21 protein-coding genes and 1 riboswitch are annotated in these 22,651 nt (G+C 49.0%); of the genes, 20 read left to right on the top strand and 1 reads right to left on the bottom strand.

Translation table 11 applies throughout. The features are described 5' to 3' along the window. Nucleotides 1–115: 115 nt before the first annotated feature. From Y79_RS0101970 to Y79_RS0101895, 15 genes are all read left to right on the top strand, one after another. A complete protein-coding gene (locus Y79_RS0101970) occupies nt 116–1,030 on the top strand; it encodes an aspartate carbamoyltransferase catalytic subunit (RefSeq protein ID WP_016936186.1) in 915 nt (304 codons plus the stop codon). Continuing rightward, nucleotides 1,014–2,300: a dihydroorotase gene (locus tag Y79_RS0101965; protein ID WP_016936185.1), complete on the top strand. Its 1,287-nt coding sequence runs from the start codon at nt 1,014–1,016 to the stop codon at nt 2,298–2,300. The genes Y79_RS0101970 and Y79_RS0101965 overlap by 17 nt, the downstream gene beginning before the upstream one ends. After that, nucleotides 2,297–3,391 carry a carbamoyl phosphate synthase small subunit gene (locus Y79_RS0101960; RefSeq protein ID WP_016936184.1) on the top strand — a complete coding sequence of 365 codons (1,095 nt, stop codon included), beginning with the start codon at nt 2,297–2,299 and terminating at the stop codon, nt 3,389–3,391. Before Y79_RS0101965 ends, Y79_RS0101960 begins: the two co-directional genes overlap by 4 nt. Continuing rightward, the gene (gene carB, locus Y79_RS0101955) at nt 3,376–6,591 is read left to right on the top strand and encodes a carbamoyl-phosphate synthase (glutamine-hydrolyzing) large subunit (RefSeq protein WP_016936183.1); all 3,216 of its coding nucleotides are present in this window, start codon (nt 3,376–3,378) and stop codon (nt 6,589–6,591) included. Before Y79_RS0101960 ends, carB begins: the two co-directional genes overlap by 16 nt. Further along, nucleotides 6,588–7,358, top strand: a complete 771-nt coding sequence (locus Y79_RS0101950) for a dihydroorotate dehydrogenase electron transfer subunit (protein ID WP_016936182.1) — start codon at nt 6,588–6,590, stop codon at nt 7,356–7,358. Before carB ends, Y79_RS0101950 begins: the two co-directional genes overlap by 4 nt. After that, the gene (locus tag Y79_RS0101945) at nt 7,358–8,293 is read left to right on the top strand and encodes a dihydroorotate dehydrogenase (RefSeq protein WP_016936181.1); all 936 of its coding nucleotides are present in this window, start codon (nt 7,358–7,360) and stop codon (nt 8,291–8,293) included. Before Y79_RS0101950 ends, Y79_RS0101945 begins: the two co-directional genes overlap by 1 nt. Further along, nucleotides 8,262–8,981 carry an orotidine-5'-phosphate decarboxylase gene (pyrF, locus tag Y79_RS0101940; protein ID WP_016936180.1) on the top strand — a complete coding sequence of 240 codons (720 nt, stop codon included), beginning with the start codon at nt 8,262–8,264 and terminating at the stop codon, nt 8,979–8,981. Before Y79_RS0101945 ends, pyrF begins: the two co-directional genes overlap by 32 nt. Continuing rightward, nucleotides 8,978–9,610 carry an orotate phosphoribosyltransferase gene (gene pyrE / locus Y79_RS0101935; protein ID WP_016936179.1) on the top strand — a complete coding sequence of 211 codons (633 nt, stop codon included), beginning with the start codon at nt 8,978–8,980 and terminating at the stop codon, nt 9,608–9,610. Before pyrF ends, pyrE begins: the two co-directional genes overlap by 4 nt. 101 nt (nt 9,611–9,711) lie before the next feature. Further along, nucleotides 9,712–9,816, top strand: a riboswitch (SAM riboswitch). 126 nt (nt 9,817–9,942) lie between these two features. After that, nucleotides 9,943–10,644, top strand: coding sequence for a phosphoadenylyl-sulfate reductase (locus Y79_RS0101925; protein WP_016936177.1), 702 nt, complete (start codon nt 9,943–9,945; stop codon nt 10,642–10,644). A gap of 12 nt (nt 10,645–10,656) precedes the next feature. Next, complete coding sequence (locus tag Y79_RS0101920; RefSeq protein WP_016936176.1) at nt 10,657–11,721, top strand: inorganic phosphate transporter; 1,065 nt, start codon at nt 10,657–10,659, stop codon at nt 11,719–11,721. A 47-nt stretch (nt 11,722–11,768) separates the two neighbouring features. Continuing rightward, complete coding sequence (gene sat, locus Y79_RS0101915; RefSeq protein ID WP_016936175.1) at nt 11,769–12,917, top strand: sulfate adenylyltransferase; 1,149 nt, start codon at nt 11,769–11,771, stop codon at nt 12,915–12,917. Between the two features lie 13 nt (nt 12,918–12,930). Continuing rightward, a complete protein-coding gene (gene cysC / locus Y79_RS0101910; RefSeq protein ID WP_016936174.1) occupies nt 12,931–13,524 on the top strand; it encodes an adenylyl-sulfate kinase in 594 nt (197 codons plus the stop codon). 124 nt (nt 13,525–13,648) lie between these two features. Further along, complete coding sequence (gene cobA, locus Y79_RS0101905; protein ID WP_016936173.1) at nt 13,649–14,422, top strand: uroporphyrinogen-III C-methyltransferase; 774 nt, start codon at nt 13,649–13,651, stop codon at nt 14,420–14,422. Then, nucleotides 14,423–15,208, top strand: coding sequence for a sirohydrochlorin chelatase (locus Y79_RS0101900; RefSeq protein ID WP_016936172.1), 786 nt, complete (start codon nt 14,423–14,425; stop codon nt 15,206–15,208). Continuing rightward, nucleotides 15,189–15,677 (top strand): precorrin-2 dehydrogenase/sirohydrochlorin ferrochelatase family protein, encoded by a 489-nt coding sequence (locus Y79_RS0101895; protein WP_016936171.1) that lies wholly within the window; start codon nt 15,189–15,191, stop codon nt 15,675–15,677. Before Y79_RS0101900 ends, Y79_RS0101895 begins: the two co-directional genes overlap by 20 nt. Nucleotides 15,678–15,984: 307 nt before the next feature. Here Y79_RS0101895 and Y79_RS0101885 read toward each other — a convergent pair whose 3' ends face one another. Beyond that, the gene (locus Y79_RS0101885) at nt 15,985–17,691 is read right to left on the bottom strand and encodes an Rqc2 family fibronectin-binding protein (protein WP_029575207.1); all 1,707 of its coding nucleotides are present in this window, start codon (nt 17,689–17,691) and stop codon (nt 15,985–15,987) included. A gap of 119 nt (nt 17,692–17,810) precedes the next feature. Between Y79_RS0101885 and Y79_RS0101880 the strand changes: the two genes are divergently transcribed. The 5 genes from Y79_RS0101880 to rpoZ all read left to right on the top strand — a co-directional run bounded on the left by Y79_RS0101880 (nt 17,811) and on the right by rpoZ (nt 22,615). Then, on the top strand, nt 17,811–20,483 hold the full coding sequence (locus Y79_RS0101880; protein ID WP_016936168.1) for a calcium-translocating P-type ATPase, SERCA-type: 2,673 nt from the start codon (nt 17,811–17,813) through the stop codon (nt 20,481–20,483). 81 nt (nt 20,484–20,564) lie between these two features. Next, on the top strand, nt 20,565–21,440 hold the full coding sequence (locus Y79_RS0101875) for a YicC/YloC family endoribonuclease (protein WP_029575206.1): 876 nt from the start codon (nt 20,565–20,567) through the stop codon (nt 21,438–21,440). Nucleotides 21,441–21,516: 76 nt separating this feature from the next. Then, nucleotides 21,517–21,786 carry an extracellular matrix/biofilm regulator RemA gene (gene remA, locus Y79_RS0101870; protein WP_003154355.1) on the top strand — a complete coding sequence of 90 codons (270 nt, stop codon included), beginning with the start codon at nt 21,517–21,519 and terminating at the stop codon, nt 21,784–21,786. A 7-nt stretch (nt 21,787–21,793) separates the two neighbouring features. Continuing rightward, nucleotides 21,794–22,408 (top strand): guanylate kinase, encoded by a 615-nt coding sequence (gmk, locus tag Y79_RS0101865; RefSeq protein ID WP_016936166.1) that lies wholly within the window; start codon nt 21,794–21,796, stop codon nt 22,406–22,408. Nucleotides 22,409–22,411: 3 nt separating this feature from the next. Then, the gene (gene rpoZ / locus Y79_RS0101860) at nt 22,412–22,615 is read left to right on the top strand and encodes a DNA-directed RNA polymerase subunit omega (protein ID WP_003154346.1); all 204 of its coding nucleotides are present in this window, start codon (nt 22,412–22,414) and stop codon (nt 22,613–22,615) included. Nucleotides 22,616–22,651: the final 36 nt, after the last annotated feature.

Raw genomic sequence — 22,651 nt, 5'->3', positions numbered from 1 at the left:
TTGGAAGGGTTATAACGGGAAGAAGCTGTACGCCGCTTCTCTCTTTAACCGCACCCCGAGTCTATAGACCGGGGTGTTTTTTACGGCCTTCAAGCGGAAACGGAGGAGAAAAAACATGAATCATTTAACGGCGATGTCTGAACTGAGCGCGGCTGAAATTACAGAACTGCTGCGTGAGGCAAAAGCGATAAAAGAGGGTACAGTCCGCCCTGATCTCGCGGGAAAATTCGTTGCGAATCTGTTTTTTGAACCGAGCACGAGAACGCGGTTCAGCTTTGAAGTGGCGGAAAAGAAACTCGGAATGAACGTGCTCAGCTTAGACGGCACGAGCACAAGCGTTCAAAAAGGCGAGTCCTTATACGACACGGTCAGAACACTGGAATCAATCGGAGCGGACGCCTGCGTCATCAGGCACAGCACGGATGAATATTACAAAGATCTGACAGACAGAGTCAATATTCCGATCTTAAACGCAGGCGACGGCTGCGGCCAGCATCCGACTCAGTCATTGCTCGATTTAATGACGATTCAAGAGGAATTTGAGACCTTTCAGGGCCTGACGGTTTCTATTCATGGTGATATCAAACACAGCAGGGTGGCAAGGTCAAATGCCGAGGTGCTGACAAGGCTCGGCGCACGCGTGCTGTTTTCAGGGCCGCCGCAATGGCAGGATGAGAAAAACGCCTTCGGCACCTGTGTACAGACGGATGAAGCCATACAAGCTTCAGATGTCGTCATGCTGCTCCGCATTCAAAATGAAAGGCATCAGACAGAAGCCGACCAAAAAGGCTACCTGGAAGCATACGGGCTGACCGCAAAGCGGGCGGAAAGCATGAAGCGGCATGCCATTATCATGCATCCCGCACCGGTGAACAGAGGAGTCGAAATTGACACAACATTAGTAGAATGCGAAAAATCAAGAATTTTCAAACAAATGGAAAATGGTGTGTATATCAGAATGGCAGTCTTAAAAAGAGCACTGCAAACCAATGCGAAAAGGGGAGAAGCGGCTTATGTCTTATCTCATTAAAAATGGCTGGATGTTAAATGAACAGGGAGAAAAAGTGAAACAGGATATCCGGGTAACAGGAGAAATCATTGCGGAAACCGGCATTCTGACCGCACAAGACGGAGAAACGGTGATTGATGCTGACGGACTGTTCGTCTCACCGGGACTCGTGGACCTTCATGTGCACTTCAGAGAACCGGGCGGTGAGAAAAAAGAAACCATTGAAACTGGCTCTAAAGCTGCGGCGCGCGGCGGTTTTACCACAGTCGCCGCCATGCCGAATACAAGGCCCGTGCCGGATACGAAAGAGCAGATGGAATGGCTGCAAAACCGGATCAAAGAAACCTCATCTGTCAGGGTTCTTCCTTACGCATCCATTACGATCAGACAAACCGGCCAAGAAATGACAGATTTTAAGGCGCTTCATGAAGCGGGCGCGTTCGCCTTCACCGATGACGGTGTCGGCGTTCAGACGGCCGGAATGATGTATGAAGCCATGAAACGGGCGGCTTCAATAAATAAAGCGATTGTCGCTCATTGTGAGGATAACTCACTTATTTACGGCGGAAGCGTGCATGAAGGATCGTTTTCCAAAGCGAACGGCCTGAACGGCATACCTTCCATTTGTGAAGCGGTACATATCGCCCGTGACGTGCTTCTGGCGGAAGCGGCGGGCTGCCATTACCACGTGTGTCATATCAGCACGAAAGAATCCGTCAGAACCGTAAGAGACGCAAAAAAAGCGGGAATCCGCGTGACAGCCGAAGTGTCGCCGCACCACCTGCTGCTTTGTGACGAAGATATCCCGGGGCTTGATACCAATTTTAAAATGAATCCGCCGCTTCGCAGCAAAGAGGACAGAGCGGCGCTGATCGAAGGGCTTTTAGACGGAACGATTGATTTCATCGCCACAGACCATGCGCCGCATACAGAAGAAGAGAAAAACACGGACATGAAGCTTGCGCCTTTCGGTATCGTCGGTTTAGAAACAGCCTTTCCGCTTCTGTACACACATTTTGTGAAAAACGGGACGTGGACGCTGAAGCAGCTGGTTGATTTCATGACAACAAAACCTTGCGAGGCGTTCGGTCTTCCGTATGGAACGCTTGCACCGGGCGCACCGGCTGACATCACCCTGATTGATCTGGAAAAAGAAGCGGCCATTGACAAAGATACATTTTTATCTAAAGGAAAAAATACGCCATTCAACAAGATGAAGTGCTTCGGCTGGCCTGTTGCAACGATGGCTGCCGGTAAGCTTGCATATGAAGAAGGGAGACTCGTCAAATGAAAAGAAGACTAGTGCTGGAAAATGGAGCGGTATTTGAGGGTGAAGCATTCGGGAGCCTGGAGCATACCGCGGGTGAAGTCGTATTCAACACGGGAATGACCGGTTATCAGGAAATTTTATCAGACCCTTCCTACTGCGGGCAGATCGTGACGCTGACGTATCCTCTGATCGGCAACTATGGGATTAACAGAGATGACTTTGAATCCATCACTCCTTTTGTAAAAGGGCTGATCGTAAAAGAACTGTGCGAGCTGCCTTCCAACTGGAGATCTGCTTACACGCTTGACGAGTATTTAAAAATGAAAAATATCCCCGGCTTACAAGGGATTGACACGCGAAAGCTCACAAGAATGATCCGCACGGCCGGTGCATTAAAAGGAACATTTGCATCTTGCGAGGAGGATGTCGAAGCGGTTCTGGCACGTCTGAAAGAAACGGAACTGCCGAGAAATCAAGTCGCTCAAGTATCGGCGAAAACGGCTTATCCGAGTCCGGGCCGCGGCAAACGCATCGTACTCGTTGATTTCGGCATGAAGCACGGCATTTTAAGAGAATTAAACAAACGAAAATGTGATGTCATCGTTGTGCCGTACAATGTAACGGCGGAAGAAGTGCTCCAACTGAAGCCGGACGGCATCATGCTTTCTAACGGACCCGGAGATCCGAAAGATGTGCCGGAAGCGATTGAGATGATAAAAGGCATACTCGGGAAGGTGCCGTTATTCGGAATCTGTCTCGGCCATCAATTATTTGCGCTGGCATCAGGAGCAGATACGGAAAAAATGAAATTCGGACATAGAGGCTCCAACCATCCGGTTAAAGAGCTTGCGACAGGGAAAGTCGCTTTAACCGCTCAAAACCACGGATATACAGTTTCTTCTATAGATGAGACGGAGCTTGAAGTGACGCATATTGCGATCAATGACCAAACGATCGAAGGCCTCAAGCATAAAACATTGCCGGCATTTACGGTTCAGTACCACCCCGAAGCTTCACCGGGGCCGGAAGATGCCAATCATTTATTTGACAGATTCATTGACTTGATCGAAACAACTGAGAAAGAAGGGGAAGCGGTATGCCAAAACGCGTAGATATTAAAAAGATTTTAGTGATCGGATCAGGCCCGATTATTATCGGGCAGGCGGCGGAATTTGATTATGCGGGCACGCAGGCGTGTCTCGCTTTAAAGGAAGAAGGCTATGAAGTCATTCTCGTTAATTCAAATCCGGCAACCATTATGACGGATACGGAAATGGCAGATCGGGTATACATCGAACCGCTGACGACGGAATTTCTCACACGTATCATCAGAAAAGAACGGCCGGATGCCATCCTGCCGACCCTCGGAGGGCAGACCGGACTGAATCTTGCCGTCGAGCTGTCTGAACTCGGGGTTCTCGAGGAATGCGGAGTGGAAGTGCTCGGCACAAAACTGTCCGCCATCCAGCAGGCGGAAGATCGCGATTTATTCCGTACGTTGATGAATGAGCTGAATGAACCGGTGCCGGAAAGCGAGATCATCCGCACTTTGCAGGAAGCCGAGGAATTTGTCGGCCGGATCGGGTTTCCGGTTATCGTGCGCCCTGCTTACACTTTAGGCGGAACGGGAGGAGGCATCTGCTCGAATGAAGCGGAGCTGAAAGAGATCGTCGAAAACGGATTAAAACTAAGCCCCGTCCATCAATGCCTATTGGAAAAAAGTATCGCCGGCTACAAAGAGATCGAATATGAAGTCATGAGAGACAGCAGAGATCATGCGATCGTCGTCTGCAATATGGAAAATATCGACCCGGTCGGCATCCATACGGGCGACAGCATCGTCGTTGCTCCGAGCCAGACGCTGAGCGACCGGGAATACCAGCTTTTGCGCAATGTTTCATTAAAGCTGATCCGCGCGCTCGGCATAGAAGGCGGCTGTAATGTTCAGCTCGCGCTCGATCCCGACAGCTTCCAATATTACATTATCGAAGTGAATCCGCGGGTGAGCCGCTCATCAGCACTCGCCTCAAAAGCGACGGGTTACCCGATCGCAAAGCTTGCGGCGAAAATCGCAGTCGGGCTTTCTCTTGATGAAATGATGAATCCCGTAACGGGAAAAACATATGCGGCTTTTGAGCCCGCGCTTGACTATGTCGTGTCAAAAATCCCGCGCTGGCCGTTTGATAAATTTGAATCGGCAAACCGCAGACTCGGAACGCAGATGAAAGCCACCGGAGAGGTCATGGCTATCGGACGCACCCTTGAAGAATCGCTGTTAAAGGCAGTCCGCTCATTGGAAGCCGATGTCTATCACCTGGAATTGAAGGATGCGGAAGAGATTTCTGACGGACTTTTGGAAAAACGGATCAGAAAGGCCGGAGATGAACGGCTGTTTTACCTTGCAGAAGCGTTCAGAAGAGGCTACACAGTCGAACAGCTTCATGAGTTTTCCGCAATTGACGTCTTCTTTTTGCACAAGCTCTGTAAGCTGGTCGCTTTTGAAACCAAGCTGAAAGCGGAAAAAGGCAGCCTCACCGTCCTGCAGACAGCGAAGGAACTCGGTTTCTCCGACAAATACATCAGCCGGGAATGGAATATGCCGGAACAAGAGCTGTACCAAATGAGAAAAGAAGCAGCCATCAAGCCTGTATATAAAATGGTGGATACGTGCGCGGCGGAATTCGAATCAGAAACCCCGTACTTCTACAGCACATATGAGGAAGAAAATGAATCAGAAGTGACATCAAGAAAAAGCGTCGTCGTCCTCGGCTCCGGCCCAATCCGCATCGGACAGGGCGTCGAATTTGACTATGCGACCGTTCACTCTGTCTGGGCGATCAAGCAGGCAGGCTATGAAGCGATTATTATCAACAACAACCCTGAGACAGTGTCAACTGATTTCAGTATTTCAGACAAGCTGTATTTTGAACCGCTGACGGTTGAAGATGTCATGCATATCATTGATTTGGAACAGCCGGAAGGCGTCGTCGTCCAATTCGGCGGCCAGACTGCGATCAATCTTGCGGAAGAATTGAGCGCCCGCGGCGTCAAGATTCTCGGCACATCACTTGAGGATTTAGACCGTGCGGAAGACCGGGATAAGTTCGAGCAGGCGCTTGAGGCGCTGAACGTGCCGCAGCCGCTCGGAAAAACCGCTGTGTCGGTGAATGAAGCGGTCAAAATTGCCGCATCCATCGGCTATCCGGTTCTTGTCCGCCCTTCATATGTGCTCGGCGGACGGGCGATGGAGATCGTCTATCACGAAGAAGAGCTGCTTCACTATATGAAAAATGCGGTCAAAATCAACCCGCAGCATCCGGTGTTAATCGACCGTTATCTGACGGGGAAAGAAATCGAAGTCGACGCCGTATCTGACGGCGAAACAGTCGTCATCCCGGGAATTATGGAGCATATCGAGCGGGCCGGCGTCCATTCAGGGGATTCAATCGCCGTCTATCCGCCTCAGTCTTTAAGCGGAGACATTAAGAAAAAAATCGAACAATACACTGTAGCCTTGGCAAAAGGCCTCAACATCGTCGGTTTGCTGAACATCCAATTCGTCCTGTCGCAAGGTGAAGTGTATGTGCTTGAAGTAAATCCGCGGTCAAGCAGAACCGTGCCGTTCTTAAGCAAAATCACAAAGATCCCGATGGCGAATCTGGCGACAAAGGTCATTCTCGGCCAAAAGCTTGCTGATTTCGGCTATCAAGAGGGACTGCAGCCTGAACAGCAGGGGGTATATGTGAAAGCGCCTGTCTTCTCATTCGCGAAGCTGAGAAGAGTGGATATTACATTAGGGCCTGAAATGAAGTCGACGGGAGAGGTCATGGGCAAAGATTCAACTCTTGAAAAAGCGCTCTATAAAGCGCTGATTGCCTCTGGCATTCAAATTCCGAATTACGGCTCGGTGCTGTTGACTGTTGCTGATAAAGATAAAGAAGAAGGACTTCTGATCGCGAAGCGGTTCCATGCTATCGGCTATAACATCATGGCGACGGAAGGAACGGCCGCTTATTTGAAAGACGCTCAGATTCCGGCTCAGGTTGTCGGGAAAATCGGCGAAGAAGGGAAGAATCTCATCGACGTCATCAGAAATGGAGAAGCGCAATTTGTCATCAATACGCTGACAAAAGGAAAACAGCCGGCCAGAGACGGCTTCAGAATCCGCCGTGAATCCGTTGAGAACGGAGTCGCCTGCCTGACATCTTTAGATACGGCCGAAGCCATTTTGCGGGTGTTGGAAAGCATGACATTCCGGGCGGATCATATGCCTGCATCTGAAACCAATCAAAAGGCGGCCGTTACGGTATGAAGAAAGCGCACTTGACTGTTCAATCCAACTCAGAAATTGCCGACCGGATTTATAAGATGGTGCTGAAAGGAGAGGTTGTCCGGCACTTTACCGAGCCGGGACAATTTCTTCATCTGAAGGTAAGTGACGCGGTCACGCCGCTATTAAGAAGGCCGCTCAGCATTGCGGACGTCAATTTCGCCGCGGATGAAGTATCCGTTATCTACAGAGCTGACGGTGAGGGGACGCGTCTTTTGTCTGAGAAAAAAGAGGGCGGCAGGATAGACGTTCTCGGCCCTCTCGGCAACGGATTCCCCGTCCGGCGGATAGAATCCGGCAAAACCGCGCTGTTAGTCGGAGGCGGAGTCGGGGTTCCGCCTTTGCAGGAACTGTCAAAGCGACTGACGGAAAAAGGCGTAAACGTTATTCACGTGCTTGGGTTTCAATCAGCAAAGGATGTTTTTTACGAACAGGAATGTCTCGCGTACGGAGATACCTACGTGGCGACGGCTGACGGAACATATGGAGAAAAAGGATTTGTCACCGATGTCATCCGCGAAAAGCAGCTCGAATTCGATGTCCTGCTCAGCTGCGGGCCGACACCGATGCTGAAAGCGCTGAAGCAGCAGTACGGCCATAAAGAGGTTTACCTTTCGATGGAAGAGCGGATGGGCTGCGGAATAGGGGCTTGCTTCGCCTGCGTGTGCCGTACGGGCGAAAGCGATACGTCGTATGTAAAAGTCTGCCTTGACGGGCCGGTATTTAAAGCTGAGGAGGTGGCGCTGTAATGTTAGAGGTGATTCTGCCGGGTCTCCAATTGAAAAACCCGATCATCCCCGCTTCCGGATGTTTCGGTTTCGGGAAGGAATATGCCGGATTTTACGATTTATCATGCCTCGGAGGCATCATGATTAAAGCCACCACGAACGAAGCCCGCTTCGGAAATCCGACACCGAGAGTGGCGGAGACAAGCGCGGGAATGCTGAATGCCATCGGACTGCAAAATCCCGGTCTGGAGCATGTGCTCAATCATGAGCTGCCTTGGCTCGAACAGTTTGACACGCCGATTATCGCAAACGTCGCGGGTTCTCAGGTGGAAGACTATAAAGAAGTGGCCGAACGCATCAGCCAAGCGCCGAATGTGCATGCGCTTGAGCTGAACATTTCGTGTCCGAATGTCAAAACGGGCGGGATTGCTTTTGGAACTGATCCCGCCATGGCGGCCGATCTGACAAAAGCGGTGAAAGAAGTTTCCTCAGTGCCTGTGTATGTGAAGCTTTCTCCTAATGTCGCAAACATAACCGAAATTGCGAAAGCGATTGAAGCGGCCGGTGCTGACGGGCTGACGATGATTAATACACTCGTCGGGATGAGGCTTGATCTTAAGACGGGACGGCCGATTTTAGCAAATAAAACGGGCGGACTGTCAGGCCCGGCAATCAAACCGGTCGCCATCCGGATGGTATACGAAGTCAGCCAGGCCGTTGAAATTCCGATTATCGGGATGGGCGGCGTCCAGACCGCAGAAGATGCATTAGAATTTCTTCTCGCCGGAGCGAGTGCGGTTGCCGTAGGGACGGCCAACTTCGTCAATCCGTTCGTCTGCCCGGAAATCATTGAACAGCTCCCTCATGTGCTGCGCCAATACGGTTATCAATCTGTAAGTGAATGCATCGGAAGGAGCTGGAAACATGCAAAACAACCTGCCCATCATCGCGCTTGATTTTGCATCAGGAGAAGAAACTTTAGCGTTTCTAGATTTGTTTGAAAAGGAAAAGCTGTTTGTCAAAACGGGGATGGAACTTTTTTATCAGGAAGGACCCGCCATCATTCATCAATTAAAAGAACGGAACTGTGATATATTTTTAGATTTGAAGCTTCATGATATTCCGACTACAGTCAATAAAGCGATGAAGCGGCTTGCGGGCCTCGGCGTTGATCTCGTCAATGTACATGCCGCAGGGGGCAGACGCATGATGCGCGCAGCTCTTGAGGGGCTTGAAGAAGGCACCCCGGCAGGCAAAAAACGCCCGTCATTAATCGCAGTCACCCAGCTGACGAGCACTTCAGAGCAGATGGCGAAGGAAGAGCTTCTGCTGCAAAAGCCGCTGTTAGAAACGGTTGTGCATTACGGCAAAATGGCTGAAGAGTGCGGGCTGGACGGCGTGGTATGTTCGGTTCATGAAACAAAAGCCATTTATGAAGCGGTCCGGCCGTCATTTCTGACAGTCACGCCGGGCATCCGCACGGCCAATGACGCAGCTGATGATCAAGTCCGGACGGCGACTCCGTCATTTGCGAAAGAAAACGGTTCGTCTGCCATTGTCGTGGGCCGTTCAATTACAAAAGCGGAAAACCCCGTTAAAGCATATGAAGCCATTAAACTGGAATGGGAGGGCGTTCGCCGATGAAACAGGCTATCGCAAAACATCTATTACACATTGAAGCTGTCTTTTTACGCCCGAATGAGCCGTTTACGTGGGCGAGCGGCATTTTATCGCCGATTTATTGTGACAACCGCCTGACATTGTCGTATCCAAAAGTGAGAAATGATGTGGCAGACGGGCTCGGCAGACTGCTGAAAGAGCATTTCCCCGAGGCGGAGATGATCGCGGGCACTGCAACGGCAGGCATTCCACATGCTGCGCTTCTCGCAGATCGTACAGGCGCTCCGATGTGCTACGTCAGAAGCAAACCGAAAGCGCACGGCAAAGGAAATCAAATAGAAGGCGCCGTTAAAAAAGGACAAAAAACAGTCGTGATTGAAGACTTGATTTCTACCGGTGGCAGCGTGCTTGAAGCTGCGGCGGCCCTTCAAAGAGAGGGCGCGGAAGTTCTCGGCGTCCTTTCAATTTTTACATACGGACTGCCGAAAGCAAGAGAAGCCTTTAAAAAAGCGGGTCTGCCGTACTACTCGTTAACAGATTATGACACGCTGATTGAAGTAGCGCTTGAAAACGGAACGATACATTCAGATGACATTGAGAAACTGAAATCATGGAAACAAAATCCCGAGTCAAAAGATTGGTTTAAAAAATAATGACAATAAAAACAGGCCTCAGGGCCTGTTTTATTATTCCTATCAAAAAACTCGGGTTGACTTCTGTTAGAATTGTGCTAAAATTTAGTACAAATCTAAAAAGCTTATCAAGAGCGGCTGAGGGACTGGACCGATGACGCCCGGCAACCTGCGTATCATGCAAGGTGCCGCATCCAGAAAAATGCACAGCATTTTGAAGATAAGGGCTATAACGGGTCACTGTCTTTCATTCCGCTGGATTGAAAGTTTTTTATATGAAAAAAGATTGAGGGATAAGACAACCGGCAGAAAACAACAGCTGTTTGATTGTCTCCGGGAGGAGGAAAGAAAAAATGCTAACGTATGACACATGGGAGGAACCGGCGATTACATTTCCGGAAGACGATTCCTATAAAGGCGCGCTGTCCGTTTTAAAATGGGCATACGGCCACTACGGAGACCAGCTTGTTTACGCGTGCAGCTTCGGGATTGAGGGAATCGTCCTGATCGATTTAATTTCTAAAGTGAAAAAAGACGCGGAAATCGTGTTTCTCGATACAGGACTTCACTTTAAAGAAACATATGAAACGATCGAAAAAGTGAAAGAACGTTACCCGGGACTGAACATCATCCTGAAAAAGCCCAGCCTTACTCTTGAGGAACAGGCCGAGGCTCATGGAGATAAACTGTGGGAAAGAGAACCGAACCAGTGCTGCTTCATCAGAAAAATTCTGCCGTTAAGAGAAGCGCTTGCCGGGCGTCCGGCATGGCTGTCCGGCCTCCGACGCGATCAAGGGCCGAGCCGGGCGAATACGAATTTCCTGAATAAAGACGATAAGTTTCATTCCATTAAAGTATGCCCGCTGATCCACTGGACGTGGAAAGACATCTGGAGATATACATCCAAGCATGAGCTGGATTACAACATTCTTCATGATCAGGGCTATCCGAGCATCGGCTGTGAACCGTGCACTTCACCTGCGTTTACCGCAGAAGACTTGCGGAGCGGCAGATGGAACGGAATGGCGAAAACAGAATGCGGACTGCATGAATAAAGGAGCTGCACAATGGAATTAGCCGCTATTTTATTCTGCCTGTTTTTCGCCATGAATATCGGAGCCAGCGGAGCCGCGGCTTCAATGGGAGTCGCTTACGGGTCCGGCGCCGTTAAAAAGAAAACGTATGCGCTGATCATCTGCGCGGCCGGCGTCCTGTCAGGGGCGGTTATCGGCGGCGGAGAAGTCGTTAAGACGATCAGCGGCGGAATCATTCCCGAACAGACCATTACGCTCACCATTGTCTGCATTATTATCGGAGCTGCGGCGTTATCGTTATTCACGGCGAATGTGCTCGGCATTCCGCTGTCGACGAGCGAGGTCACCGTCGGGGCGATTGTCGGGGTCGGCGTCGCGTACAAAGTATTGTTTCTGCAGCATCTTTTGGTCATCGTGATTTTTTGGGTGCTCGTTCCGTTTGTCGCGTTCTGTTTCACGTTTCTCGTATCGAAGGTATCCAGTTCTCTGAATATTCGAGTCATTTCGAGCCGGAAACAGAAGGTTTTGGGGATTGTCCTGCTTATTGCGGGGTTTTGGGAAGCTTTTTCAGCCGGAATGAACAACGTCGCAAATGCGGTAGGGCCTTTAGTTGCCGCCGGCGTGCTCAGCGTGTCCAAAGGGACGCTGTACGGAGGCATCTTTGTTGCTCTCGGCGCTCTGCTTTTAGGACGCAGAGTGCTTGAAACCAACGGGAAAAAGATTACGAGATTTTCTGCCGGCGAAGGCATACTGCTTTCCGGAACCGGGGCCGGGCTTGTCATTATCAGTTCCGTGTTCGGTCTGCCGGTTCCTTTGGCGCAGGTGACATCATCATCAATCATCGGTATCGGAATGGCCAAAAACGGGCCGAACGTTTTTCATAAAGAAGTCGTGAAAACGATGCTCAAAGTATGGGTCGTTTCACCGTTTTTGTCACTGTCGATTTCGTATCTGCTTGTCTCTCTGCTGTTAAAAGGAGATTACTATTCCATCTTTATGATGGCCAGCGTGCTTTTGGCAGCTGGCGGAGCCGCCAGTCTGATGAAAGCCATCCGAAAAGAGAAGCGCTCTGTCCATGAACAAGGCGGGGGCATTTAACTATTAATCTGAGTTTATTTATCTGTTAACTGGGAGGAAAATGTACTATGAGTCTAGCACCGCACGGAGGAACATTAGTTAATCGGGTGAATGAGCAGTATGATCTTACATCCGTCCAAAAAGAAATTGAGCTGGATTTGATTTCGTTTGCTGATTTAGAGCTGATCGGAATCGGTGCCTACAGCCCGATTGAAGGATTTTTCACAGAAAAAGATTACGTGTCAGTCGTTGAAAATATGCGTCTGGCATCCGGGGCCGTCTGGTCTTTGCCGATTACGCTTCCGGTCGATTCAGAAAAAGCGGCTGAGCTTGCTGTCGGAGACACCGTAAAACTGACTTACGGCGGAGAAACATACGGCGCAGTGGACATCGAAGATATTTATACGCCGGATAAACAGAAAGAAGCCGTTCACGTATATAAAACCGATGATGACGCTCATCCAGGCGTGAAAAAACTATTTTCACGCGGCGATACGTATGTCGGCGGGCCGATCACGTTAATTAAAAAAGCGTCAAAGCAGTTTCCTGAGTTTACATTTGAACCTGCTGAAACGAGACGAAGCTTTGAAGAAAAAGGCTGGAAAACCATCGTCGGTTTCCAAACGAGAAATCCGGTTCACCGCGCTCACGAATATATCCAGAAAACCGCGCTTGAGACGGTTGACGGCCTGTTTTTGAACCCGCTCGTCGGTGAAACAAAATCAGATGACATTCCGGCGGATGTCAGAATGGAAAGCTATCAGGTGCTGCTCGATCATTATTATCCGAAAGACCGTGTTTTCCTCGGCGTATTTTTGGCGGCAATGCGGTACGCGGGGCCGAGAGAAGCCATTTTCCACGCGCTTGTCCGCAAAAACTACGGATGCACGCATTTTATCGTCGGCCGCGATCATGCCGGCGTCGGTGATTACTACGGAACATACGAAGCGCAAGAGCTGTTTGATCAATTTACAGCGGATGAGCTCGGGATTACACCGATGAAATTCGAGCACAGCTTCTTCTGCCAAAAATGCGGCAACATGGGAACGGCCAAAACATGTCCGCATGACAGAGAAGACCACGTCATTCTGTCGGGAACAAAGGTCAGAGAAATGCTGCGAAGCGGCGTCATGCCGCCGGCGGAATTCAGCCGTCCTGAAGTTGTCGATGTGCTGATTAAAGGGCTGAAAACGAAAGAAGAAGCAGGCGTTTCTTAAGGAGGAAAAAAGAGTGACAAATCGTGATATCGTATGGCATGAAGCCTCAATAACGAAAGAAGAATACCAGCAGAAAAACAAGCATAAAAGCTCTATCCTCTGGCTGACGGGTTTAAGCGGTTCAGGGAAATCTACGATTGCAAACGCCGCAGCCCGCGAGCTGTTTGAACAGGGCTATCAAGTCATTGTGCTTGATGGAGATAACATCCGTCACGGCTTAAACAAGGACTTAGGATTTTCTGATGATGACCGCAAGGAAAATATACGCCGAATCGGGGAAGTGGCAAAGCTTTTCGTTCAGCAGGGCACCATCGTCATTACGGCCTTTATTTCTCCGTTCCGTGAGGACAGAGATCAGGTGAGGGAGCTCGTGGAAGAAGGCGAATTTAATGAAATCTATGTGAAATGCGACCTCGATATATGTGAAAAGCGCGATCCGAAAGGTTTGTATAAAAAAGCCAGAAACGGCGAAATTCCGTTCTTTACGGGAATCGACTCACCGTATGAAGAGCCGAATGCGCCTGAGCTCGTACTTGATTCAGGAAAATATGAACGCGAAGAATGCACCGGCAGACTGATTGATTTTGTGAAAAACAGCTTAGCATAATAAGTCCGAAAAGGCCGCGCAATCAGCCGGATATCCTCCCTAATGGCGGGATATGGTAAAATAGCTGAGGTGCGGCCTCGCGGCTGTTCTGTGAAGATGTCAAAACGGATCGGGGAGACATGCTATGGGGAAAGTATTTATCGTTGGAGCCGGTCCGGGAGATCCGGACTTATTAACGGTCAAGGCAATGAAAGCCATACAGAAAGCGGACGTTATACTATATGACAGATTGGTAAACAAAGAGATTTTACAGTATGCAAGAGAAGAAGCGGATCTGATTTACTGCGGAAAACTCCCGGATTTTCATATTATGAAGCAGGATACGATCAACCGTTTCCTTGTGAAGTATGCGAAAAAGGGAAAAACCGTGGTCAGGCTCAAGGGGGGCGACCCGTTTGTTTTCGGCCGCGGGGGCGAAGAAGCGGAGGCTCTCGCGCAAAACGCCATTCCGTTTGAGATCGTTCCCGGCATTACATCGGGAATCGCGGCAGCTGCTTACGCCGGCATTCCCGTGACGCACAGGGAGGCGAGCTCCAATGTCGCATTTGTTACAGGGCATTATAAACAAGAAGACGACTTTGAAGAAAAATGGAAAGCACTGGCGACGGGCATTGATACGCTGGTGATTTATATGGGGATTAAAAATATCCGGCAGATTGAAAGAATGCTGCTGGAAAACGGCAGAGACGGCGGCACTCCGGCGGCCTTTATTCATTGGGGAACGACGGACAGGCAAAAAACAGTCGTCTGCACCGTCAGCACACTTTCAGACACAGTGATAAAAGAAGAAATCAAAAATCCGAGCTTAATCGTCATCGGTGATGTCGTTAATTATCACTGCAAGCTGGACTGGTTTGAATCTGAACTGAAAAATCCGGATCTGAGCGAGGCGTTGTAAATGAAGCAGGCGATTTTATACATCGGGCACGGAAGCCGGCTGAAAAAAGCGCAGGCAGAATCGGCCGCGTTTTTAAAAGGGTGCATGCCGCACGCTGACGCTCCCATTCAGGAAATCTGTTTTTTAGAACTGCAGGAACCGTCTATTGAAGCGGGCTTTGAAGCATGTGTCAAACAAGGCGCCACTCATATCGCGGCTGTGCCGCTGCTGCTCTTGACCGCTGCCCACGCAAAGCATGACATTCCGGCTGAAATCGCCCGTGCAGCGGCCCGGCATCCCGATATAAAAGTAACATACGGTGTCCCGATCGGAGTGGATGATGAAGTCGTCAAAGCGGTGCATCATCGCATTGAGGACACCGGAGTGCCGATTGAGCAGGCGAAAGTGGTGCTGATCGGCAGAGGAAGCACAGATCCGGCGGTTAAAAATGCCGTCAGTGAGATTGCCGGAAAACTTGAGGCGATCACACCTGTTAAAGAAGTCATCCCTTGTTTTTTAACAGCCTGTGATCCCCACTATAAAGAAGTGTTTGCAGGCCTTGAAGAAGATGGCGGAGCACCCGTTTTTATCGTCCCGTATCTTCTGTTTACAGGGCTTTTAATGACTGAAATTCAACGGGAAGTCCAAAAGCTTCAGACGGTCAATCGAAATGTGCATCTCGCTTCATACTTAGGTTTTCACCCGCATATTAAGCAGGCGTTTTTGAACCGTGTGACAGAGGCTGTTCGAAACCCCGGCGGGCAGTTTGATTTTAAGGGGGGACAGTATGCTGCCTCTTCACATTAATCTCAGCGGAAAAAGAATTGTCATCGCGGGCGGGGGCAATGTTGCCTTAAGAAGGCTGAAAACAGTGCTTCCGGAAGGCGCGGATATTACTGTAATCAGTCCCGATGTCCTGCCTGAAATTAAACAGCTTGCGGATGAAGGACGCATCCGCTGGATTGCCCGGAAAATTGAAATGAAGGATCTCACGCCCGCTTTTTTTATTATTGCCGCGACAAATGACCGAGGCGTGAATCAGAAGATAGCCGCAAGCGCTTCTGAAACGCAGCTGGTCAACTGTGTAAGCAACGCTGAACAGGGCAGCGTGTATATGCCGAAGATCATCCGCAAAGGACGCATTGAAGTATCAGTATCAACAAGCGGCGCAAGCCCGGTACATACGAAAAGACTGGCTGAAAACATTGAGCCCTTGATTACTGATGATTTGGCTGAAGAAGTGGATCGATTGTTTGAGAAAAGAAGAAGACTATAAAAACTATACCTTGTCTGTCATCAGGCAGGGTATTTTTTATGCTTTCCTGACTGTCTTGCTGCTTTCGAGACGAGGAGAAATGATTCAAAAAAAGGAAGCGGGCTGTTTCGTTCAGAATTTGCTTATGTGAACGCTGACACGGGGGTCACCGCCGTCCGGATACAAAGGACCAAGCCGATCTTTACTTGACGGGAAACCGTTCACATCCTTTAAAGATCGGTTCCAGAGAGTGTCTCCATTTATGTTCAGAAATGAGGTAATAAAAAAACACCACCAAGCTGAGTGCGGTATCAGCTTGATGGTGCGTTTATTTTTTCAGCCGTATGACAAGATCGGCATCAGGTGTGACAAATACGGTATGCTGGCTGTCATAGGTGACGAAGCCGGGCTTTGCGCCGTTTGGCTTTTTCACATGTCTGATTTTTGTATAATCAACCGGTACGGAGCCGGAATCTTTCGCCTTGGAAAAATAAGCGGCGATCGCAGCTGCTTCCAATATGGATTGTTCATCCGGATCGCTGCTTTTAATCACAACGTGGGAACCCGGAATGTCTTTCGTGTGGAACCATACATCATCCCTTGCGGCGGCTTTTGTCGTTAAGTACTCATTTTGTTTATTATTTTTGCCGACAAGGATCGTCAATCCCTGCGAAGATTCATATTGCTCTAAAACAGGAACGTGCTGTTTCTGTTTTTTCTGTCCTCTTTGCTGTTTCGGACGCAGATATTTGCCTTCGACAAGCTCCTCCCTTATTTCGTGAATATCCTTTGTGGAAGCGGAGGAAAGCTGCTGGATCAGCTGATCGAAATAAGCGATTTCCTCCTCGGCCAGGCGGATCTGTTCTTTTACAACCTCAACGGAATTCTTCGCTTTTTGATATTTTGTAAAATACATCTGCGCGTTTTCGGACGGTGTTTTGTTCGGATTTAAAGGGATGGTCACCGTCGGACTCTCTTCATCATAGTAATTGATGACGTTCGCTTCTTTGTCGCCTTTTTTCAGCATATACAAATTCGCCGTCAGCAGCTCGCCATATAGCTGGAATTCTTTCGCGTTCTCTGAGTAGTCCAGCGTCTTTTCCAGTTTTTTAATCTTGTTGGCGTTCTTTTTCCGTTCATTTGCGACAAACCGCTCAAGATCCTGGGCCTGCTGTTTAACGCGGTCGCGCTCTGCTTTTCCGAAATAAAACCGGTCTAACAGTTCACTCAGTGATTGAAAGGTTCGCTCTTCTCCGTTTACATGCGTGAGAGACAGGAGATAAAAGTATTCCTTTCCGCCTGCTGTCGTGATATTCGGTGTAAACCTGCAGTCCTTCACGCTGCGGAACATCTCTGTCAGCGTCTTCGGCAGCGTTATTTTGTTAGCGAGGCCCGCTCTGTGAACGGCCTCTTTTGCAAACAGCGGAGAAACCCCGGAGAAATGTCTGACGATCTGCTGGTCAAGCCGCCCTTCCTGAAAACTGAGATGACGCAAAATGTCCTCTTCATCCGCAGCAAGCGGCGAAATTTTTTCCTGAGCGGGAGGGAGTTTGTAATCATAGCCCGGCAGAACGGTCCGGTAGCTGTTCATCGACGGAGATAAATGCTTCAGTCCGTCAATGATGGCACCTTCTCCGTCAGTGAGAATAATATTGCTGTGGCGCCCCATAATTTCAACATACAGTGTTCTGACGGTTTCGTCGCCGATTTCATTTCTGCTTTTTATGCGGAATATCATAATCCGGTCTAATCCGGCCTGTTCTATTTTCTCAATAAAGCCGCCTTCTATATGCTTTCTGAGCAGCATACAAAACATCGGGGGCTCGCTCGGATTTTCATAGGCCTGGTTTGTCACGTGCACCCGTGAATAGCTCGGATGCGCCGATAATAATAATTTATGGTTTTTTCCGTTAGCGCGGATATGGAATATCACATCGTGCTTAAAAGGCTGGTGGACTCTCGTAATCCGGCCTCCGGCGATCCGGCTGTTTAATTCATGTGTCATTCCGTATGTAAACATGCCATCAAAAGACATATAAAACACCCTTTCCTTCTTCCTGCATTCGATAATTATAGCATGAAAAGGGACGAGTCAGAATAAGCTTGTTTACAGAGTGACATCTCTAAAGCGAGGCAGGGGAGTGGACGAGAAGAATGAAGTTTCATGAAATGGGTCAAACCGATTTGCTGAAAGCAACAAATACGTCCATTAAACAGGGATTGACCGAAAAAGAGGTGAAAAAACGCCTTGAAAAGCACGGACCGAACGAGCTTCAGGAGGGTAAGAGGACACCGGCGATCGTCGTGTTTTTCGCCCAATTTAAAGATTTTATGGTGCTCGTGCTGCTTGTGGCAACCTTAATTTCCGGGTTTTTAGGCGAATATGTAGATGCCGTGGCGATTATGGCGATTGTATTTGTCAATGGGGTGCTCGGTTTTTTTCAGGAGAGACGGGCGGAGAAGTCTTTACATGCATTAAAAGAGCTGTCAACGCCGTATGTGTCAGCATTGCGGGACGGGAGCTGGAAGAAAATTCAGTCCAAGGAGCTCGTTCCCGGCGATATCGTGAAATTTTCAAGCGGCGACCGGATCGGCGCTGATGTCCGGATCGTTGAAGCGAAGAGCCTTGAAATCGAAGAATCGGCGCTGACCGGGGAATCGATCCCGGTTGTCAAACAAGCTGATAAGCTGAGAAAGCCGGATGTTTCTTTAGGCGATATCAACAATATGGCGTTTATGGGGACGATCGTAACGCGCGGCAGCGGTGTCGGCGTCGTCGTCGGTACAGGAATGAATACGGCAATGGGGAAAATCGCCGATATGCTGGAATCCGCCGGCAACCTTTCAACACCGCTGCAGCGAAGACTTGAAGAGCTCGGCAAAATCTTGATTATCGTCGCGCTGCTTTTGACGGTATTGGTCGTTGCAGTCGGCGTCTTACAGGGACATGAGCTTTACAGCATGTTTTTGGCCGGGGTGTCATTGGCCGTCGCCGCGATTCCGGAAGGGCTTCCCGCCATTGTTACGGTGGCATTATCAATCGGCGTTCAGCGCATGATCAAACAAAAATCAATTGTCAGAAAGCTCCCGGCAGTTGAAACATTGGGCTGCGCCTCTGTCATTTGTTCTGATAAAACCGGCACGCTGACACAAAACAAAATGACCGTCACCCATATGTGGTCAGGGGGAAAAACATTTAAAGTGTCAGGTATCGGCTATGAGCCGGCGGGAGTTTTTACACGCGATGAGCGGGAAATCAAGCCGAAAGATGAGAAGATGCTTGAACAGATGCTGGTTTTCGGCGCATTATGCAATACGTCCGAAATAGAACTGAAAGACGGTCATTATGTGCTTGACGGCGATCCGACAGAAGGAGCGCTGCTGACGGCCGCGAGAAAAGGCGGCTATTCAAACGACTGGCTCAGTGAACAATACCGGGTTGTTGCCGAGTTTCCGTTTGACTCCGTCCGCAAAATGATGACCGTCATCGCCGAAGATAAGGAAAAAAAGCGGTTCGTCATCACCAAAGGAGCGCCTGATGTGCTGATTGAACGCTCGTCACATATGATGCACGGCGGCAGAAGTGCGCCGTTTTCAGAAGAAAAGAAAGCTGAGGCAGAAGCGGTCTTGAAAGAACTGGCGTCGCAAGCCCTCCGGACGATCGCGATTGCTTATAAACCGTTAAATCCGGGTGAAAAGCCGACAATGGAGCAGGCGGAAAAGAACCTGACGATACTCGGCCTGTCCGGCATGATTGATCCGCCTCGTCCGGAGGTCAGACAGGCCATTAAAGAATGCCGTGAAGCGGGCATTAAAACGGTGATGATTACCGGTGATCACGTCGAAACGGCAAAGGCGATCGCGAAAGATTTGCGGCTTCTTCCGAAAAAAGGGCGTGTGATGGACGGAAAAACGCTGAATAAGCTTTCTGAAAAAGAGCTTACGGAGACGGTCGATGATATTTACGTATTCGCACGCGTATCACCTGAACATAAATTGAAAATCGTCAAAGCGTTTCAGGAAAACGGACACGTCGTCGCCATGACAGGAGACGGAGTAAATGACGCCCCGGCCATAAAGCAGGCTGATATCGGCGTTGCCATGGGCGTGACGGGAACGGATGTGGCAAAAGAAGCGTCCTCTCTCATTCTGGTAGATGATAACTTCGCTACGATTAAATCAGCCATAAAAGAGGGGAGAAATATCTATGAAAATATAAGAAAATTCGTCCGGTATTTACTCGCCTCCAACGTCGGTGAGATTTTAGTCATGCTGTTTGCGATGCTTCTCGCTCTGCCGCTGCCGCTCGTTCCGATTCAGATATTGTGGGTGAACTTAGTCACTGACGGGCTGCCGGCTATGGCGCTCGGTATGGATCAGCCGGAAGATGACCTGATGAGGCGGAAGCCGCGGCATCAGAAAGAAGGGGTATTTGCTAGAAAACTGGGCTGGAAAGTCGTCTCAAGAGGATTTTTAATCGGAGCCGCAACCATTTTAGCGTTTATCGTCGTGTATCACCGCAATCCTGAAAATCTCCCGTATGCACAGACCGTCGCATTCGCGACTCTTGTTCTGGCTCAGCTTATACACGTATTTGACTGCCGGAGCGAAACGTCTGTTTTCTCCCGTAATCCGTTTGAAAATGTCTATCTGCTCGGCGCCATCGTTTCTTCTGTTTTCCTGATGGCCATCGTCATCTATTATCCGCCGCTGCAGCCTATTTTCAAAACTGTGCCGATTACGCCGGGCGATTGGATGCTGATTCTCGGCATGTCGGGCATACCTACTTTTTTGCTGGCGGGTTCACTTTTGACAAGAAAAAAATAATTCCATATGATATAATCTTAGGGGTAATAGCATGTCTATTGCCCTTTTATTTTGATAATGGGAAAGAATTGGGTGTTTCATATGATACGGAGTATGACAGGCTTCGGCAGCGCAAGCAGCACAAAAGGCGATCTTTCGGCAACCGTTGAGTTGAAATCCGTCAATTACCGGTTCAAAGAAGTGACCGCCCGTCTGCCAAGGCCTTTGCTATATGTAGAGGATAAGCTGAAACAAATCATATTGCAGCATATACAGCGCGGAAGAGTAGAACTGTTTCTTACTGTAAACAGTGACGCGCTCATAAAAAGAAGCCTGAAAATCGATTGGGAGCTCCTTGATGAATATGTGAGCGCCGCCCGCGTCATGAAAGATCGCTACAGCCTGGCCGCTGAACCCGACGCAATGGATTTCTTTGCTTTTGAACACATTGCACAGATTCATGAAGAGCAGATGCGTGATGACAAGCTTGAAGAAGTCATCAGGGAGGCTGCTGAGCTGGCGGTAAAGGAACTTTGTGACATGAGGGAAAAAGAAGGCCGGCTTTTGGCGGAAGACTGCTTTCTGCACATTGAGCGGCTTGAGACGCTGTCCGAACGGGTGAAAGACCGCGCTTCGGCCGTTGTTACCCATTACCGCGAGCGTCTTTACGCCCGAATGAAGGAATGGACGGAGGACGCGATTGACGAAAGCAGGCTGATCACGGAATGCGCCATTTTCGCCGACCGTTCTGATATAACGGAAGAAATTACCAGATTAAAGAGCCATTTTGTTCAATTCCGTGATATATTAAAAGAAGGCGGTGCAGTCGGCCGCAAACTTGATTTCCTCGTTCAGGAACTTAACCGCGAAGCGAACACGATCGGCTCAAAAGCCAATGATCATCAAATCACAAAGCTTGTCGTGGAAATGAAAAGTTCTATTGAAAAATTGAAGGAACAAGTGCAAAATATAGAATAGCGACTGTGCGTATTGTTTACAGACGGTCTCTTCAGGTTACACTAGAGACGTCTATTTTACAGGGGGAACGTAGAAGATGACGATTAAACTGATTAATATCGGATTTGGCAATATCATCTCCGCCAATCGGATGATTTCGATTGTCAGCCCGGAGTCTGCGCCAATAAAGCGAATGATCCAGGATGCAAGAGACCGCGGAATGCTAATAGACGCTACATACGGACGAAGAACCCGTGCAGTTGTCGTCATGGATAGTGATCACATTATCCTATCTGCCGTCCAGCCTGAGACAGTTGCACACAGACTTTCTGTGAAAGAAGAAATTATGGATGAAGGGCAGGGGTAATTGCCGCATGAAAGAAAGAGGGTTATTAATCGTTCTCTCAGGTCCCTCCGGAGTTGGAAAAGGAACGGTTCGGCAAGCAATATTTTCACAAGAAGACACAAAATTTGAATACTCAATTTCAGTCACGACGAGAAACCCGAGAGAGGGCGAAGTCGACGGCGTCGATTATTTCTTTAAATCAAGAGATGAATTCGAACGCATGATTGAAAACAACAAACTGCTTGAATGGGCAGAATATGTCGGCAACTATTACGGAACGCCCGTTGATTATGTCGAACAGACGCTTCAAGAAGGAAAAGACGTCTTCTTAGAGATTGAAGTGCAGGGCGCGCTCCAAGTGCGGAATGCATTTCCGGAAGGCCTGTTTATCTTCTTAGCGCCGCCGAGTCTTTCTGAGCTGAAAAACAGAATCGTGACAAGAGGGACAGAAACAGACGATTTAATTGAAAACAGAATGAAGGCCGCCAAAGCTGAAATCGAAATGATGGACGCGTATGATTATGTCGTGGAAAACGACAATATCCAAACGGCTTGTGATAAAATTAACGCAATTGTTCTCGCCGAGCACTTAAAGCGTGAACGCGTTGCTCCGAGATATAAGAAAATGCTGGAGGTAGAATAACTTATGTTAGATCCGTCAATTGACTCTTTAATGAATAAATTAGATTCTAAATACACTTTGGTGACTGTGTCTGCAAGACGCGCGCGTGAAATGCAGATCAAAAAAGACCAGCAGATTGAACATACCATTTCTCACAAATATGTAGGCAAAGCTTTAGAAGAAATTGACGCGGGCCTGCTTTCGTTTGAAAGAGAAGACAGCGAATAACAAGCACACGTAGCAACCTATCTCTACATAGGTTGT

This window comes from Bacillus siamensis KCTC 13613 (assembly GCF_000262045.1).
Lineage (GTDB): Bacteria > Bacillota > Bacilli > Bacillales > Bacillaceae > Bacillus > Bacillus siamensis.
The sequence above is the reverse complement of the archived record's forward strand: the minus strand, read 5'-3'. Positions and strand labels throughout refer to the sequence as shown.